At 59.5% G+C, this 14,150-nt stretch carries 17 protein-coding genes and 1 pseudogene; 11 read left to right on the top strand and 7 right to left on the bottom strand.

Features of this window, described 5'->3' with window-relative positions; translation table 11 throughout:
- Positions 1 to 175 precede the first annotated feature (175 nt).
- The 3 genes from D8779_RS14900 to D8779_RS14890 are packed head-to-tail and all read left to right on the top strand — an operon-like array spanning position 176 to position 3,057.
- Complete coding sequence (locus tag D8779_RS14900) at positions 176 to 1,303, top strand: GGDEF domain-containing protein (protein ID WP_136665283.1); 1,128 nt, start codon at positions 176 to 178, stop codon at positions 1,301 to 1,303.
- A complete protein-coding gene (locus tag D8779_RS14895; protein WP_136665282.1) occupies positions 1,296 to 2,237 on the top strand; it encodes an iron-sulfur-binding ferredoxin reductase in 942 nt (313 codons plus the stop codon). Before D8779_RS14900 ends, D8779_RS14895 begins: the two co-directional genes overlap by 8 nt.
- 46 nt (positions 2,238 to 2,283) lie before the next feature.
- A complete protein-coding gene (locus D8779_RS14890) occupies positions 2,284 to 3,057 on the top strand; it encodes an enoyl-CoA hydratase (RefSeq protein ID WP_136665281.1) in 774 nt (257 codons plus the stop codon).
- Between the two features lie 61 nt (positions 3,058 to 3,118).
- On the opposite strand, the gene pyk is transcribed toward D8779_RS14890, so the two are convergent.
- Positions 3,119 to 4,570, bottom strand: a complete 1,452-nt coding sequence (gene pyk / locus D8779_RS14885; protein ID WP_136665280.1) for a pyruvate kinase — start codon at positions 4,568 to 4,570, stop codon at positions 3,119 to 3,121.
- 300 nt (positions 4,571 to 4,870) lie between these two features.
- Positions 4,871 to 5,668, bottom strand: coding sequence for a tetratricopeptide repeat protein (locus D8779_RS14880; RefSeq protein ID WP_136665279.1), 798 nt, complete (start codon positions 5,666 to 5,668; stop codon positions 4,871 to 4,873).
- Positions 5,669 to 5,817: 149 nt separating this feature from the next.
- On the opposite strand from D8779_RS14880, the gene D8779_RS14875 reads away from it, so the two are divergent.
- The 3 genes from D8779_RS14875 (at position 5,818) to D8779_RS14865 (ending at position 7,105) form a co-directional block, all read left to right on the top strand.
- Complete coding sequence (locus D8779_RS14875) at positions 5,818 to 6,192, top strand: tetratricopeptide repeat protein (protein ID WP_136665278.1); 375 nt, start codon at positions 5,818 to 5,820, stop codon at positions 6,190 to 6,192.
- Between the two features lie 67 nt (positions 6,193 to 6,259).
- Positions 6,260 to 6,682, top strand: coding sequence for a DUF4124 domain-containing protein (locus D8779_RS14870; protein WP_136665277.1), 423 nt, complete (start codon positions 6,260 to 6,262; stop codon positions 6,680 to 6,682).
- Between the two features lie 60 nt (positions 6,683 to 6,742).
- On the top strand, positions 6,743 to 7,105 hold the full coding sequence (locus D8779_RS14865) for a PilZ domain-containing protein (protein ID WP_136665276.1): 363 nt from the start codon (positions 6,743 to 6,745) through the stop codon (positions 7,103 to 7,105).
- A 67-nt stretch (positions 7,106 to 7,172) separates the two neighbouring features.
- On the opposite strand, the gene mqo is transcribed toward D8779_RS14865, so the two are convergent.
- Complete coding sequence (gene mqo / locus D8779_RS14860; RefSeq protein WP_136665275.1) at positions 7,173 to 8,675, bottom strand: malate dehydrogenase (quinone); 1,503 nt, start codon at positions 8,673 to 8,675, stop codon at positions 7,173 to 7,175.
- Between the two features lie 456 nt (positions 8,676 to 9,131).
- Entirely contained in the window at positions 9,132 to 9,365 is a 234-nt protein-coding gene (locus D8779_RS14855) for a hypothetical protein (protein ID WP_136665274.1), read from the bottom strand.
- Between the two features lie 172 nt (positions 9,366 to 9,537).
- Here D8779_RS14855 and D8779_RS14850 point away from each other — a divergent pair, with 172 nt between their 5' ends.
- Positions 9,538 to 10,122 carry a YajG family lipoprotein gene (locus tag D8779_RS14850; RefSeq protein ID WP_136665273.1) on the top strand — a complete coding sequence of 195 codons (585 nt, stop codon included), beginning with the start codon at positions 9,538 to 9,540 and terminating at the stop codon, positions 10,120 to 10,122.
- A gap of 74 nt (positions 10,123 to 10,196) precedes the next feature.
- On the opposite strand, the gene D8779_RS14845 is transcribed toward D8779_RS14850, so the two are convergent.
- Positions 10,197 to 10,403: a hypothetical protein gene (locus tag D8779_RS14845; protein ID WP_136665272.1), complete on the bottom strand. Its 207-nt coding sequence runs from the start codon at positions 10,401 to 10,403 to the stop codon at positions 10,197 to 10,199.
- A 269-nt stretch (positions 10,404 to 10,672) separates the two neighbouring features.
- On the opposite strand from D8779_RS14845, the gene D8779_RS14840 reads away from it, so the two are divergent.
- On the top strand, positions 10,673 to 10,960 hold the full coding sequence (locus D8779_RS14840) for a hypothetical protein (protein WP_136665271.1): 288 nt from the start codon (positions 10,673 to 10,675) through the stop codon (positions 10,958 to 10,960).
- 63 nt (positions 10,961 to 11,023) lie between these two features.
- Here the strand turns inward: D8779_RS14840 and D8779_RS14835 are convergent, their stop codons facing one another.
- Positions 11,024 to 12,190, bottom strand: a complete 1,167-nt coding sequence (locus tag D8779_RS14835) for a 1-acyl-sn-glycerol-3-phosphate acyltransferase (RefSeq protein ID WP_136665270.1) — start codon at positions 12,188 to 12,190, stop codon at positions 11,024 to 11,026.
- Positions 12,191 to 12,317: 127 nt separating this feature from the next.
- Between D8779_RS14835 and D8779_RS14830 the strand changes: the two genes are divergently transcribed.
- The 3 genes from D8779_RS14830 to D8779_RS14820 all read left to right on the top strand — a co-directional run bounded on the left by D8779_RS14830 (position 12,318) and on the right by D8779_RS14820 (position 13,484).
- A complete protein-coding gene (locus tag D8779_RS14830; RefSeq protein ID WP_090375916.1) occupies positions 12,318 to 12,500 on the top strand; it encodes a CPXCG motif-containing cysteine-rich protein in 183 nt (60 codons plus the stop codon).
- Positions 12,500 to 12,760: a putative signal transducing protein gene (locus D8779_RS14825; protein ID WP_136665269.1), complete on the top strand. Its 261-nt coding sequence runs from the start codon at positions 12,500 to 12,502 to the stop codon at positions 12,758 to 12,760. The genes D8779_RS14830 and D8779_RS14825 overlap by 1 nt, the downstream gene beginning before the upstream one ends.
- A 106-nt stretch (positions 12,761 to 12,866) precedes the next feature.
- Complete coding sequence (locus D8779_RS14820) at positions 12,867 to 13,484, top strand: SOS response-associated peptidase (protein ID WP_136665268.1); 618 nt, start codon at positions 12,867 to 12,869, stop codon at positions 13,482 to 13,484.
- A gap of 66 nt (positions 13,485 to 13,550) precedes the next feature.
- On the opposite strand, the pseudogene D8779_RS21145 reads toward D8779_RS14820, so the two are convergent.
- Positions 13,551 to 14,147: pseudogene (locus tag D8779_RS21145) on the bottom strand (methyl-accepting chemotaxis protein); the annotation flags it as partial.
- Positions 14,148 to 14,150 lie beyond the last annotated feature (3 nt).

The following is a 14,150-nucleotide window of genomic DNA, read 5'->3' as shown; positions in this document are numbered from 1 at the left end:
AAAAGGCGCGGCAGTATACCGCGCACGCTGCCCGGCGGACACCGGCTAAGGCCTCGACCATGGTCGTTGGTCGGTCAATTGAGCCGACTAATGACGTGGCGGCGGCCTAGGCATTCTGTGAGCACAGGGGTAGAGTGGCGGCTAGATGCCAGCATGGGATGGAGCCCATAAACCCATGAGCCTAAGTAGCCAGCGGGTAACCCAGCGATCTCTGCAAAGCCTGCTGCTGAAGCGTTTCGGCATGGCAGTGGCAACCTATGCACTGACCGGGCTGTTGTGCTGGATCGCTGTATTTGCTGGGCTGTTGCACGCCTCTCCGTTAACGGCTCTGACCATCACGGCCTTGGCCGCTCTGAGCCAGCTGTTGTTTCTTGGCTTGTTTCTATCGCGTTTCAATCTGCGTGCCGCCGATCCCAGCCTGACTGAACCCCAGGTGCTGGTGGCCTTGGCTTGGCTGACTGTGTTGTTGTCGCTGTTCAGTGAAGGGCGCGGCAGCATGCTGGTGATCTACCTGCTTATTTTGCTGTTCGGCGTGTTTCAACTGCCGCCCAGGGTGTTCGCCCGTTGCGCGCTGTTTGCCTTTTTTGGCTTTGCCGGGTTGAACCTGTATGAAGCCTATACCCTGCAGCTCAGCGCACCGCGTGTGGCGTTGATGCAAACGTGCGTGTTGGCAATGGTGCTGGTATGGCTGTGCCTGTTTGCCAGCTACGCGCAGGCCATGCGCCAGCGGATGCGCCAACGCCGCTTTGCCTTGCAGGCGCATCAAGACACACTGCGTGGCATGATGCGCCAGCTGGAAGACCTGGCGGCTACGGACGAACTGACCGGTCTGTGCAATCGTCGTAACTTCTTGCGCTTGGCCAGTCGCGCGCTGGCCGAGCTGCGCAGCGGGGGCCAGCACGGCTTGGCCTTGCTCGACCTGGATCATTTCAAACGGATCAACGATGTCCACGGCCATGCCGCTGGGGATCGGGTTCTGCAAACGTTCGCCTCCGTCGCCCGCGCCTGTCTGCGCGATGGTGATGTGGTGGCCCGCTACGGCGGTGAGGAATTTGTATTGTTATTACCCAACACCGACGCTGATCAATTCTCGGCCTGTTGTGAGCGTCTGCGTGAGGCGTTCAATCGCTCCGAACCGCTGGGCGTGAAAGTGGCCAGCCTGAGTGTGTCCATCGGCATGACCTTGCTGACGGTGCACGATGACCTTGATGAAGCCCTGCAACGTGCCGATCAGGCGCTGTACCAGGCCAAGCGTGACGGACGTAACCGTTGCGCGGCGACCTGGGAGGATGTGGATGCCTGAGTTGCGGGCCGCTGAACGCTGTCTTGAAGTCCCTTCTGCCAGTAACCTCTTAGACAGCCTGTTAGCGGCTGGTATTGCTGTGCCCTACAGCTGCCGGGCCGGCAGTTGCCATGCCTGCCTGGTGCGCTGCGTGCGCGGTGAGTTACTCGATGCCAAGCCCGAGGCGCTTGCTCAGACGCAGCGTGAGCAAGGTTGGCGACTGGCGTGCCAGTGCCGGGTGGTGGGTGATGTTGAAATTGAGGTTTTTGATCCGCGGCGCGATGGCCTGCCGGCTACGGTGTTCAGTTGCGACTGGCTGAGTCACGACGTGCTGTGCTTGCGCCTGACCCCACAACGGCCATTACGCTACAGGGCCGGGCAGCATGTGCAGCTCTGGAGTGAGGAGGGCATTGCCCGGCCCTATTCGCTGGCCAGCCTACCCGGCGAAGATCCCTGGCTGGAATTTCATATCGATTGCCGCCACCTGGGTGCCTTTGCCAGCGCAGCACGGGCTTTGCAGCCCGGCGATAATCTGCGCTTGGGTGAACTGCGCGGCGCAGCCCTGCATTATGACCCTGAGTGGCAAGCTCGACCGCTGTTGCTGATGGCATCCGGTACCGGGCTGGCGCCGCTGTATGGGCTGTTGCGCGAGGCGCTAAGCCAGCAACATCAGGGCGCTATCCGGGTTATTCATCTGGCGCATGACCAGTCCGCGCATTACCTTGCGCAGCCCTTGCAGGCGCTCGCGGCCAGCCATCCTCAGGTGCAGGTCGCACAAGTTGTGTCGGCCGAGTTGCCGGCTGCTTTGGCCGAACTGCGCCTTGTTTCACGACAAACCATCGCCTTACTCTGCGGCCACCCCGACAGCGTTGAAACCTTTGCGCGCCGCCTGTATCTGGCGGGCTTACCGCGTAGCCAGGTTTTCGCTGACGTCTTTTTGCCCCACGCGCGCTAGCCATTCAGGTTTTCAGCTCGCGGGTGGCCTGCCGTGAGGAACAATGATGAGCGAGCACCTGCTGGTTGAGCGTGAGCAAGGGTTGCTGACCCTGCGCATGCACCGCCCCGATAAGAAGAATGCCCTGACCCGCGCCATGTACAGCGGCATGGCCGAAGTGCTGGTGCAGGCCGATCAGGATAAAAACGTGCGCGCCGTGCTGATCACCGGTGGCGAGAGCTGCTTTACCAGCGGCAACGATGTTGCAGACTTTATCAAGGCGCCACCGACCGGGCTGAACAGCGAAGTGTTCCAGTTTATGCAGGCGCTGTTTGAGTTCAGTAAACCGGTGGTGGCTGCCGTCAACGGCCCGGCCGTGGGCATCGGCACAACGCTGTTGCTGCACTGCGACCTGGTGTACGTCAGCCGCGAGGCCACGTTGAAGATGCCCTTCGTCAACCTTGGCCTGTGCCCTGAATACGGTTCCAGCCTGATCCTGCCGCGCCTTCTAGGCCACGCTCGCGCTGCCGAATTGCTCCTACTCGGGCAGAGCTTTACTGGCGAACAGGCTGCAGCTTGGGGCATTGCCAATCAGGCGTTGGATAACGGAGCGGCAACTCTGGGCAAGGCCCGGCAAATGGCCCTGCGCTTTCAGCAACTGGCACCGGCAGCCGTAGCGGACAGCAAGCGGCTGATGCGCGCGCCGGATCGCGAGCAGCTGCGCCGGGTCATTGAGGAAGAGGGCGCGCTGTTCGGCCAGCGTTTGCGCTCGCCGGAAGCTATCGAGGCCTTGACGGCCTTTATGCAGCGGCGCACGCCGGATTTCAGCAAGTTTGCCTGAGACCTTAAGGCGAACAAAAAGGCCGCTCGAATGAGCGGCCTTTTGCGTTGCAGCGAAGCAGTTACACCAGTGCTTCACCGACATGCAGCAGCTTCATGGTGTTGGTGCCGCCGATGGTGTGGTAGCTGTCGCCCTTGGTCAGGATCACCCAGTCGCCGGCCTGCACTACGCCGCGCTTAAGCAGCTCGTCCACTGCGGCCTGGCTGACTTCCGCCGGTTGCAGGGCGGCGGGGTCGAAGGGCACGGTGTAGACGCCACGGAACATGGCCGCACGGGCCTGGGTTTCGCGGTGCGGCGAGAAGGCGAAGATCGGCACCGAAGAGCGGATGCGCGACATGATCAGTGGGGTGTAGCCACTTTCGGTCAGGGCGATAATCGCTTTCACGCCAGGGAAGTGGTTAGCCGTGTACATCGCCGCCAGGGCGATGCTTTCGTCGCAGCGCTCGAACTCGGTGCCGATGCGGTGGCTGGATTTCTTGCTGGTGGGATGCTTTTCCGCGCCCAGGCAAATGCGCGCCATGGCTTGCACCGCTTCCAGTGGGTAGGCGCCCGCGGCACTTTCCGCCGAGAGCATCACCGCATCGGTGTAATCGAGCACGGCGTTGGCCACATCCGAAACCTCGGCGCGGGTCGGCATCGGGTTCTGGATCATCGACTCCATCATCTGTGTGGCCGTGATCACAGCCTTGTTATGACGGCGCGCATGCAGAATGATTTTCTTCTGGATGCCGCACAGCTCGGCGTCGCCGATTTCCACACCAAGGTCGCCGCGAGCCACCATCACCGCATCGCTGGCACGGATCAGGCCGTCGAGTGTTTCGTCATCGGCCACGGCTTCGGCACGTTCGATCTTGGCCACTAGCCAGGCGGTGCCGCCGGCTTCATCACGCAGCTTGCGCGCGTAGTGCATGTCGTCGGCATCGCGCGGGAAAGACACGGCTAGGTAATCCAGCTGCATTTCGGCCGCGAGTTTGATGTCGGCTTTGTCTTTCTCGGTCAGCGCTGGCGCAGTCAGACCGCCGCCGCGGCGGTTGATGCCTTTATGGTCGGACAGCGGGCCGCCGATGATCACGTCGCAGTGCAGGGCATCAGCCGTGGCGCTGGTTACGCGCATCACCACACGGCCATCGTCGAGCAGCAACTCGTCGCCGACACCGCAGTCCTTGACCAGGTCCGGGTAGTCGATACCGACAATTTCCTGGGTGCCGGCGGTCAGCGGGTGGCTGGTGGAGAAGGTGAAGCGATCGCCTACTTTGAGCTCAATACGCTTGTCGGCGAATTTGGCGATGCGGATTTTCGGGCCTTGCAGGTCGCCGAGTAGGGCAACGTGACGGCCATGCTTGGCCGCCAGCTCGCGCACCAGCTTAGCGCGGGCTTTGTGCTCATCAGGCGAGCCGTGGGAGAAGTTCAGGCGGGCGACATCGAGGCCCGCGATGATCAGCTGTTCAAGCACTTCGGGGCTGTTGCTGGAAGGGCCGAGGGTGGCGACGATTTTGGTGCGGCGAACGGTCATGCAGAGACTCCTGAGTTGCATCTGGGCACGAGGCTACTATGCCGCAACTATGTAGTCATTGTTCCTCTGCACTACCAGAACCTATATACGATCTGCTGCGCGTCGGCCCTGTTGCGTTAAAAATCGGCTCGGCAAGCCGTATACGGCTAACGCGCTTTAGCGCGGCCCAGAGGGCGAGTGGAACGAGTAATGCTCATGTACAAAAGTACACTCCGCTTACTCGCCTGTTTTGACCAGCCGGAGGCTGTTACTAACGTAGCGCCTTGCCGGTCTCTAGCTCGCGAGATCGTAAACAGGTTCTTATCGATTGAGTGCTTGGTCCAGGTGGCGGGCGGCCTTGCTGTTCAATTCACTCTCGGGGTATTGCACCAGCAGGCGGCGCAGGTAGGTGATGGCCTTGTCGCGGCTGGCTTGGGCGTTGTCCGGCGCCAGGTACATCAAGGCGAGCTGGTACAGGGCTTTTTCCTTGATATCAGCGGGGATGCCAGGGTCGCTCAGTGCTAGCAGATACAGTTCTTCGGCTTCGCTGACGCGGTTTTTCAGCACGGCGCGGCGCGACAGCAGGGTCATGTCAGGGTCGAGGCTGGGCTTGTACAGATCGAGCTGCTGATTGGGCTTCCAGTGAGCGAGCAGCTCGCGTGAGGTTTGCTGCACCGGCTCGTCTGCACGCTCGCGGATCATCACGATGCGCGCTTCGGCACGCTCGGCGGCGCGGCTGGCGGGGAACTGGTTGAGCACCTGATAAAAGTAGTTGAGCGCCTTGTTGTCATCGCGCTGTTCGTTGAAGCGGTTCATGTAGAGCAAACCGATTTGGTACAACGAGATGGCGCGCACCTCGCCGCTGAGTTTCTCGTCACGGTAACCGGTGAGGTACAACTGCTCGGCCTGTTCGCTCTTGGCATCGCGGATGGCCTGGGCGCTGTAGGTCAGCAGGTCACCTTCCTCTTCGATGGCGGCGAGCATGCGGTTGTTCTTCAGGGTCTTGTATTCGACCACCTCGTTGGTGGTGATCTGCGCGATAAAAAGCGGTGTAGTGGGTGAGCAGGCGCTCAGTAGCGAGGCGCAGAGTATTAATAATTGGCGGGATAAAGGCGGCATGATAACTCCTGGGCGCAATGGCCATTGCGCGCCAGTCTAGTTAGCCGCATGGGCGGCGGCCAAGTCCTTGGCGGCATTACCCATCAGAGGATATGTTGCTGCAGAATTTTCCCGCGCAGTCGATACACTGCTCATCGGAGGAGAGGCTTATGCGCATACTGTTAATTGTTCTGCTGGTGCTGGGTGTGGTGGGTTGTAATCGCTACTCGTTTGATCATCACCTCAATAGTGCCTACGAGGCTTATGATCGTGGTGAATGCGAAGCGGCGATCCTGTCGCTGTCCAAAGCCGAACGTAACAGCCGCTCACGGCGCTATATGCAGCCAGAAATCTCCCTGTTGCGTGGCCAGTGTCTGGAGCGGCAGGCCCTGTTCGTCGACGCCATGCAGACCTACCAGTTTATCCTCACCCATTACCCCGCCAGCGAGTACGCCTATCGCGCCCGTGCGCGTATGGAAACCTTGCGCGAACTCGGCCATGAGGGCGTGGGTGTGGCGGCCAAAGTTACCGCGGTCAAGCCTTGACCGCTGGTCGTACAGGTTATAGAAAGCTCCATTCGGCATTAAGCTGAGGCTTTACGGGAGGGAATCCATGCGCGTTTTGTTGTGCCTGCTGTTATTACCGGGGCTGGCGGCTGCGGAAATCTATCGCTGGACCGATGCCAATGGCCAGGTGCACTTCGGCCAGCGTCCGGCTGCGGCTGGTGCCGAGAAGGTCGAAGTCAAACCACAGGTGGTTGAGCGCGACCAACAAACCCGTGAGCGGGAAGAGCGCGCCAGCCGTTTTTACGATGCGCGCCGTGATGAGCAAGCGCAGGCCTCGCAGGTGGCCGTCGAGCGACAGGCTAAGCGCGCCGATGAATGCCGCGACCTGCGTCAGAGACTGGCCTCGATTCCAGAAGGTCGCAGCTATTACCGTACTGAAGCGGATGGCCAGCGCAGTTATTACAGTGATGAGCAGGTCGATACCGCTCGTCAGCAACTGCAGAGCCAGGTGTCTGAACGCTGTTCCTGAAACTGGTTTAAGCGCAGTAGTGGGGCCATACTAAATGGCCATCTATAGCGATTTGCCACTATGTCCACACATGTTCAGCGCAGCATCGAACGCCACCAGCTGCCTTACTACCTGAAGGTGTTCAATCGCATCACCGACAAACCCATGGGTTATATCGGTAACGTCTCCCTGGACGGTTTGCTGCTGATTAGCCAGCTGCCCCTGCTGGTGGGTGCGCGTTTTGATATGCGGTTGAAAATCCCTGGGCATGATGCACCGCATTTCGTCGATTTTTCGGCCGCCTGCCAGTGGTGCCGCGAGGATGTTACGCCTGGCTGCTACGACTCCGGATTCGCGCTGGTGGCGCCGCCCGCCGATTACGTTGAGATGGTCGATGCCTTGCGGCATTACTTCAGTTTTAGGCCGATGGCCACATCAGCCTGAGGTCGTCCGGCAGGCTTTCCAAACAATAAAAAACCGCCCATAAGGCGGTTTTTTATTGGCGGGCGAGTTAAACGCTGGCTGCCTGCTCCAGTTGCAGCAGGGCATCTGAGCGTGTTTGCACTTCGCGGTAACGCTCGGCATCACTGGCCAGAACGGCACTCATTGCCGGGAAGATCTCGTTCAGCTTGTTGCTCCACTGCTCAGACTTGAATTGATCAGCAAAGCAGCGCTGGATCAGATCAAGCATGATCGAGACAGTCACCGATGCGCCTGGTGATGCACCGAGCAGAGCCGCGAGAGAACCGTCTTCTGCCGCCACCAATTCGGTACCGAACTGCAGAATACCGCCGTTTTTCGGATGCTTTTTAATGATCTGCACGCGTTGGCCGGCAATCTCGATGCGCCAGTCTTCAGCTTTGGCTTCAGGGTAAAAGCCTCGCAGCGTTTCAAGGCGCTTCTCTTCGGACTGCAAGACTTCTTTGACCAGGTAGCGGGTCAGGTCGAAGTTGTCGCGCGCTACGGCCAGCATTGGTCCGATATTGTTGAAGCGAATCGACAGCGGCAGATCCAAGAACGAGCCACGCTTGAGGAACTTGGTGGTAAAGCCTGCGTAGGGGCCGAACAGCAGCGAGGTTTTACCTTCTACTACGCGGGTATCCAAGTGCGGCACCGACATTGGCGGTGAGCCAACTGCCGCTTGGCTATAGACCTTGGCCTGGTGCTGCTTGACGATTTCTGGGTTGTCGCAACGCAGCCACTGGCCGCTGACCGGGAAGCCGCCAAAGCCTTTGCCTTCTGGAATGCCGGACATTTGCAGCAGCGGCAGCGCCGCCCCACCGGCGCCGAGGAAGACGAACTTGGCCTGGATTTCACGGTTGTTGCCGCTTTGCAGGTCTTTGACGCTGACGCGCCAGCCTTGGCCACTGCGCTTGAGGCCAACGACCTTCTGGCTGCAGGTGACTTTGGCTTCGTTCTGCTGGCGCAGGTGCTCGAGCAGGTGCAGGGTCAGTGCGCCGAAGTTAACGTCGGTGCCTGCCATCACGCGGGTAGCGGCGATGGGCTCATTCGGGTCGCGACCCGGCAGCATCAGCGGCATCCACTCGGCCATGGTGGCGCGGTCTTCGGTGTATTCCATTTCCGTGAAGGCATGGTGGGTTTTCAGTGCAGCAAAGCGCTTCTTCAGGAAGTCGATGCCTTTCTGCCCGCGCACGAAGCTCAGGTGTGGAACCGGGCTGATGAATGATTTAGGCGAGCCAAAGCGGCCTTTCTCGACCAGATAGGCCCAGAACTGCTTGGACTCCTCGAACTGGGTGTTGATGCTTACCGACTTCTGGATGTCGATAGAACCGTCGGCCGCTTCCGGCGTGTAGTTCAGCTCGCACAGGGCCGCATGGCCGGTGCCCGCATTGTTCCACGGATAAGAGCTTTCACTCGAAGCCGTGCTCATCATGTCGAGCACTTCCAGTTTGATCGCTGGGTCGAGCTCTTTCAGCAGCACGGCCAAGGTCGCGCTCATGATGCCGGCGCCAACCAGCACCACATCCATTGTTTCGTAATCGTTCTGCGCCATTACCACTTCTCCGCAAACCAGCACTCAATTGACGTTAGTTAGCTTGTGTGTGCAACCACAGCCGATTAGCAGTCGTCGAGACGCTCAGGGTTGAAGGAAGCTGGCTTCTGGGAGTAGATGCCAACCGCGAGATCATTCATTTTCGCCACACTCTTGTGAAGTTTTCCAAACCGTTTTTTCACGCTCTTTTGGAGTCGTGAGCCTCAATACACGTCTGCCCGGACCAATTTTCCAGCGCCGTAAAGCAGCCATTGCAGGTAATGCATGGCGTTATACAGGGGAAAAAGCGGCAACCGAAGGCAGCGCGAAGTGGGCGACTCTCTGGGGCGCGGCCGATGAATGATGCATCAGCGCTACGGCAGGGCCCGAACAGGAGGCGTCCTTATAATCGGGGCGCGATTATAAGGGGAAAGCGGGGAAATTGATCGTTTGGCGTGACTTTTCTTCTTCCGCCGGTCAGGCCGCCAGCATTTGCTGGATGCGCAGGCATGGCGTGACTTGGGCGGTTCTGGCGCCGGCTGGCAGCGGTTGATTGAGCCAGCTCAGGCAGCTCTGTTGCACCTCAACCCAGCCCGAACCTTGCGGCGCCTGGGTTGACTGGCGCAAGGCGCGGCAGATGCCTTGTGCGTCGAGCAGGGCAAACGAGCGCATTGAACGACGTGGGGCGAGCAGGTTGCGCAGTGAGAACATGGCGAATTACTCACGAACAGGGAAGACTAAAGTCTTATGCCTGATACGCATGACAGGCGCGTTACGGGAACCAGTGGCCGTGATAAACGTCCTAGAAAGCAGCGCTGTCAGGCATATCCAGCGCTGGTTATACTGCGCGCCACGTCTACCCCTTATTTATGGAGAGTTGAGCATGCTGCATCGTCTGCTGTTTGGTCTGGTGGCTGTTGCCAGCCTTACTCTGGTGGGTTGTGCCCACAGCCCGCAACAACTCAGCCCACAACCCAAGCTTAATAGTCCGCTCACAGCCGTTGGCCAAGGCCAGCCTGTGGTAGTGCGAGTGGCCGATGGCCGTCCTTCACCCGTGCTGGGCACCCGCGGTGGTCTGTACCCTGAGACCAGCGCTATCAGTGTGACCGGTCAGGATATCCTGCCTAAGCTGCAAGCCCAGGCCGAGGCCGCCGTGCGTTTGCTTGGTTTCACCCCAAGCGCCAATGCCGTCAATGCGCCGCAACTGACCCTGACGCTGGCTGAACTCAAGTACCAGTCGCCGAAGGAGGGCATGTATGTGACTGAGGCTGACATGACCGCGACCTTTCGCGTAGATGTGCAGAACAGCAGCCGGCGCTACAGCGGCCGTTACGGCGCATCGTTGAATCAGCGGTTCGGTATGGCGCCCAATCAGGCCACCAATACCAAGCTGATCAGTGATGTGATGAGCGATGCGCTGACCCGCGCCTTCAAGGACCCGACCATCAGCCAGATGCTCGCGCAATAAGCCCTCTCGTAACCATAAAAAAGCCCGGACAAGTCCGGGCTTTTTTACATCTATTTTTTATGGCGACGGCGGCATCAAGCGGCTTCGCTGTAGAACTCTGGCAGGCTCATGCCGGTGCGCGTGTCTATATCGGGCAGGGCGTAATGCTCATGTCCGCCCATGGCGCAGTACACCAGCCAGTGATCGTCCTGCACGTTGAATGACAGCTCATCGATGACGGCCTCTATGTCATCCAGTGAATCAATCAGGTAGTCGCGGTCTTGGGGTTGGGCATGCAACATAGTGCGTTCCTCCATGGATATTTAGGTCTTTCGCCGCGCGCCAAGCCATTGTGGCTAAGGCGCTGGGGGTGAGTCTTAGACCATAGCCTACGCAGATGACAGTGTTTAGACCGCTTGGTCATAGCGACTGCGATTCGTCGGAATCAAGCCGCTGGCAGTGCATCCTTCGGTAGACTCCGCGCCCTTATTTTGACTGCCAGATGTTGCATCGGGCGCATTGATAACCAGGCGTGAGGTTGCTCGCTGCCTTTAAGAAGTTGGGGGTGTGGATGTCTTTGCAAGCGCTTTGGTTGCTGGCAGAAGGTCAGCCTGGGCAGTGGCTGAACGGACTGGCGCTGTTTTTTGCCATGATGGGTGCTTGGCTTCTGCTGGCCACTCGCATGCGCGAGCAGCGTGCTTGGGCGCGATTGCTGGCGGGCAGTGAGCTCAATGAGCTGGCGACTGAGGCTTATGGCTTTGATGCACCGACTTTACGGTTGAACCGGTTTTTCTATCGCTTTGGCTATGCCTGCCTGGTGACGGCTTTGCTGCTGTCCTGGTTGAGCACTCTGTTGTAGTGCCCGTGCGGGCCCTAAAAAGCGCTAGCCTCAGAGGGCTGTCTTTTTAGGGCGGCGAATGGCCTACAGTGGCAGGCCAGCCTTGACCCGGTACTGGTTACGCACAGGGTTGGCGTATTGCAAGATCAGGTAAGGGCGCTGCTCGGGCGGGCAGTTGGCCAGGCGACGCTGCCATTCCGTTTCGGCTACGCGAAGTTCTTCAGCCGGGAAGCGCTCTGCCGCTGTGGGCACTGCCAGTGCAGGGTCACGATCAGCCCACATGGCGTACGCCAGGTAATGCACGGGGAACAGCCGATAGCCGCTGAGGATCTGCCGATCCATCTCCGTTGCCAGCAGTTTGCTGTCTTCCAGGCCTTGGCTGACCGGTGCGCTGAAGTGCACATGCACGCGGCCTTTATAGCCGGTAATACCAAGCGCGATGCTTTGATCATCCTCGCCGGCCACTTTGGTGTAACTGCCACTGTTGGCACGAATAGACAGCTCGCGAGCCTTGGCTTGGTCGCAGGGGTCGTACTCGTAGCTGATTGATACCGGCGTCAGCTGCAGTGCGTTGATTACCTCGGCGAATGGCTCGCCCTTGCGGCTCATGTGGAACATCTTGAGGATTGCTGAGTCGGTGCGGTCATCACCGTCTTTGGCGCGGCCCTCGGCCTGGGCGATCCAGATCGATTCGCCGTCGACGCGGATTGAGTGGTTGATATAGGCCGACAGCAGCTGATACGCCGCCAATTTTTCGCGGCGACCGCTGATTGAGCGATGCACGATAAAACTCTTGTTCAGGCGCATCAGGTCGCTGACATAGGGCTTCTGCAGCAGATTGTCGCCGATGGCGATACGCGGCGTCGGCAGGCCTGCGTGGTACACCGCGTAGTTGACGAAAGCGGGGTCCATAACGATGTCGCGGTGGTTGGCGATGAACAGGTAAGCGTTACCCGCCTGCAGGCGCTCTATGCCGGAATAGGTCACGCCATCTGTCGCGCGCTCGATGCTGTGGTCGACGTAGCGCTCGACCCGCGTCTGCAATTGCGCCACTGAACGCACGTCACGAAACTCAAGACGCAAGCGATAGGCTATAAGTGGTTTAAGCAGCCAGCCTAAAGGGCCTGCCAAACGGGGGAAGCGGAACTGCGTGAGAATGCCGAGAAACTCATCGTCTGCCAGCAGGCGCGCGAGCACGGCAGGGACTTCGGCGTCGGCGTAAGGTCGGATGGCATCGAATTCGCCCATCATGCTCTCTTGTTGTGGTTGGCTTTGGTAATGCTTACTGCGCTGATCGTCGCGCCTAAAACATCGGGTGCACGACGACAGGGCCAGCTATAGACCGGCGATTATACGCCCAAGTCACAAGGAGACCGCGATGCTGGAAAGTCAGGACTACCAATGCCCTTATTGTGGTGAGCAGGTCGAGGCGTTACTCGACCTGTCTGCGGGTGATCAGCAATACATCGAAGACTGCCCCGTGTGCTGTCGCCCCATCGTGTTTTCACTGCAGACCGATGGCGAGGATTGGAGCCTGGATGTGCGTGGGGAGAATGATTGATGCAGCGAATTTATGAACCGCAGGACCTGATGGAGGGCGAGTTACTGCTAGGCATGCTGGCCAGTGAGGGTATTGAGGCCTATCTAACTGGGCAGCATTTGGCTGGTGCGGTGGGTGAATTACCCGCCTGCGGTTTGCTCGGGCTGATGGTTGACGATGAGCAGGCACGTAGGGCACACGAACTCATCGCCGCGTACAATAGCGCGCTACCGCTGCCCGGCGATGAGCCGGACAATCATCAAGGCTCGTTGCTCTGCTAACAGCCTGTTTTCGCTTTGCATGGCGCAAGCTCGCAAGCCCGTAAAGCAGGTTTAAAACGCCTCTGCACAGCTACTGTCTTTACTCCAAGCGCTATCGAGTTTCCCCATGTGTGGACGTTATGCCCTGTTCCGTTGGACGCCTGCATTTGCGGCGATTCCCGGCTTCCCTGCTGACCAGTTACCGCACTGGAGCATCTCGCCCAATAGCCAGGTGTTGCTGCTGCGCAACGTTGAGGGCGAGCGCCAACTGACGCGCGCCCGTTGGGGGCTGACGCCACCCTGGTTGACTGACCTGACTAAAACCCCCGCCCAGGCGCGTGCGGAAACCCTTGCCGAGCAACCGATGTTTCGCGAAGCGTTTCGCCTGCGGCGCGGTTTGCTGCCGGCTAACGGTTTTTATGAATGGCGAGGCACGGCGCGCAAACGTCCCTATTGGCTTACCGCTGAGACCACACCGCTGTATTTCGCGGCCTTATGGGAGGCCTACCCGGTTGAAGGTTGCGTTTACCTGAGTGCCGCGGTGGTCACTCAGGCCGCTGCCAGTCAGCGTCGCCCGTTGATTCTCGATGAGGCCGGGCAGGCCGCCTGGCTGGCTGCTGATACATCACCGGTTGAGCTACAGGCATTACTGGCACGGCCGCCGGTTGCTCTGCGTGAGCGAGTGCTGGCCAATCTGATTAATGATCCCAAGCTCGATGCGCCCGAATGCCTGACTCCCGCATAAGCGGTGACATGCGGGGCTAATAAAAAGGCGGACTGCGTGGCAGCCCGCCTTTTTATTAAGGTTCGTTCAGACCCTGAACTGGTTGATTAGGCGACGTTGTTGCTCGGCCAACTTGGTCAGCTCTGCACTGGCTTGGCTGGCCTCGTCAGCACCGCCGGCCACTTCATTGGCCACTTGACCGATGTTGGTGACGTTGCGGTTGATGTCTTCAGCGACGGCGCTCTGCTCTTCGGCGGCGCTGGCGATCTGGGTATTCATGTCGTTGATCACCGATACGGCTTGAGTGATCGACTCCAGTGCGGCGGCGGCCTGGCTGGCTTGCTGCACACTGATATCGGTCTTGCCTTGGCTGTCTTCCATCACCTTGACCACGTCGCGGGTGCCCTGCTGTAGCTGCTGGATCATGGTTTGAATTTCTTCGGTGGCTTTCTGGGTTTTCTGCGCCAGGTTACGTACCTCATCGGCTACCACCGCAAAGCCGCGGCCTTGTTCACCGGCGCGAGCAGCCTCGATGGCGGCGTTGAGCGCAAGCAGGTTGGTTTGCTCGGCAATCCCGCGAATCGCCACCAGGATGGCGTTGATGTTCTCGCTGTCCTTGGCCAGGGTTTGCACCACGGTGACCGCCCGGCCGATTTCCTGCGCCAGGGCGGCAATCGCATCGGCGGT

This window comes from Pseudomonas leptonychotis (assembly GCF_004920405.1).
GTDB lineage: Bacteria > Pseudomonadota > Gammaproteobacteria > Pseudomonadales > Pseudomonadaceae > Aquipseudomonas > Aquipseudomonas leptonychotis.
The sequence above is the reverse complement of the archived record's forward strand: the minus strand, read 5'-3'. Positions and strand labels throughout refer to the sequence as shown.

Coding starts and splice junctions, on each gene's coding strand:
- D8779_RS14880 (WP_136665279.1), bottom strand. CDS start 5,668: ATGCCGCCTTTATCCCGCCAATTATTAATACTCTGCGCCTCGCTACTG.
- mqo (WP_136665275.1), bottom strand. CDS start 8,675: ATGGCGCAGAACGATTACGAAACAATGGATGTGGTGCTGGTTGGCGCC.
- D8779_RS14850 (WP_136665273.1), top strand. CDS start 9,538: ATGCTGCATCGTCTGCTGTTTGGTCTGGTGGCTGTTGCCAGCCTTACT.
- D8779_RS14830 (WP_090375916.1), top strand. CDS start 12,318: ATGCTGGAAAGTCAGGACTACCAATGCCCTTATTGTGGTGAGCAGGTC.
- D8779_RS14875 (WP_136665278.1), top strand. CDS start 5,818: ATGCGCATACTGTTAATTGTTCTGCTGGTGCTGGGTGTGGTGGGTTGT.
- D8779_RS14825 (WP_136665269.1), top strand. CDS start 12,500: ATGCAGCGAATTTATGAACCGCAGGACCTGATGGAGGGCGAGTTACTG.
- D8779_RS14890 (WP_136665281.1), top strand. CDS start 2,284: ATGAGCGAGCACCTGCTGGTTGAGCGTGAGCAAGGGTTGCTGACCCTG.
- D8779_RS14870 (WP_136665277.1), top strand. CDS start 6,260: ATGCGCGTTTTGTTGTGCCTGCTGTTATTACCGGGGCTGGCGGCTGCG.
- D8779_RS14900 (WP_136665283.1), top strand. CDS start 176: ATGAGCCTAAGTAGCCAGCGGGTAACCCAGCGATCTCTGCAAAGCCTG.
- D8779_RS14865 (WP_136665276.1), top strand. CDS start 6,743: ATGTCCACACATGTTCAGCGCAGCATCGAACGCCACCAGCTGCCTTAC.
- D8779_RS14835 (WP_136665270.1), bottom strand. CDS start 12,190: ATGATGGGCGAATTCGATGCCATCCGACCTTACGCCGACGCCGAAGTC.
- pyk (WP_136665280.1), bottom strand. CDS start 4,570: ATGACCGTTCGCCGCACCAAAATCGTCGCCACCCTCGGCCCTTCCAGC.
- D8779_RS14845 (WP_136665272.1), bottom strand. CDS start 10,403: ATGTTGCATGCCCAACCCCAAGACCGCGACTACCTGATTGATTCACTG.
- D8779_RS14840 (WP_136665271.1), top strand. CDS start 10,673: ATGTCTTTGCAAGCGCTTTGGTTGCTGGCAGAAGGTCAGCCTGGGCAG.
- D8779_RS14855 (WP_136665274.1), bottom strand. CDS start 9,365: ATGTTCTCACTGCGCAACCTGCTCGCCCCACGTCGTTCAATGCGCTCG.
- D8779_RS14820 (WP_136665268.1), top strand. CDS start 12,867: ATGTGTGGACGTTATGCCCTGTTCCGTTGGACGCCTGCATTTGCGGCG.
- D8779_RS14895 (WP_136665282.1), top strand. CDS start 1,296: ATGCCTGAGTTGCGGGCCGCTGAACGCTGTCTTGAAGTCCCTTCTGCC.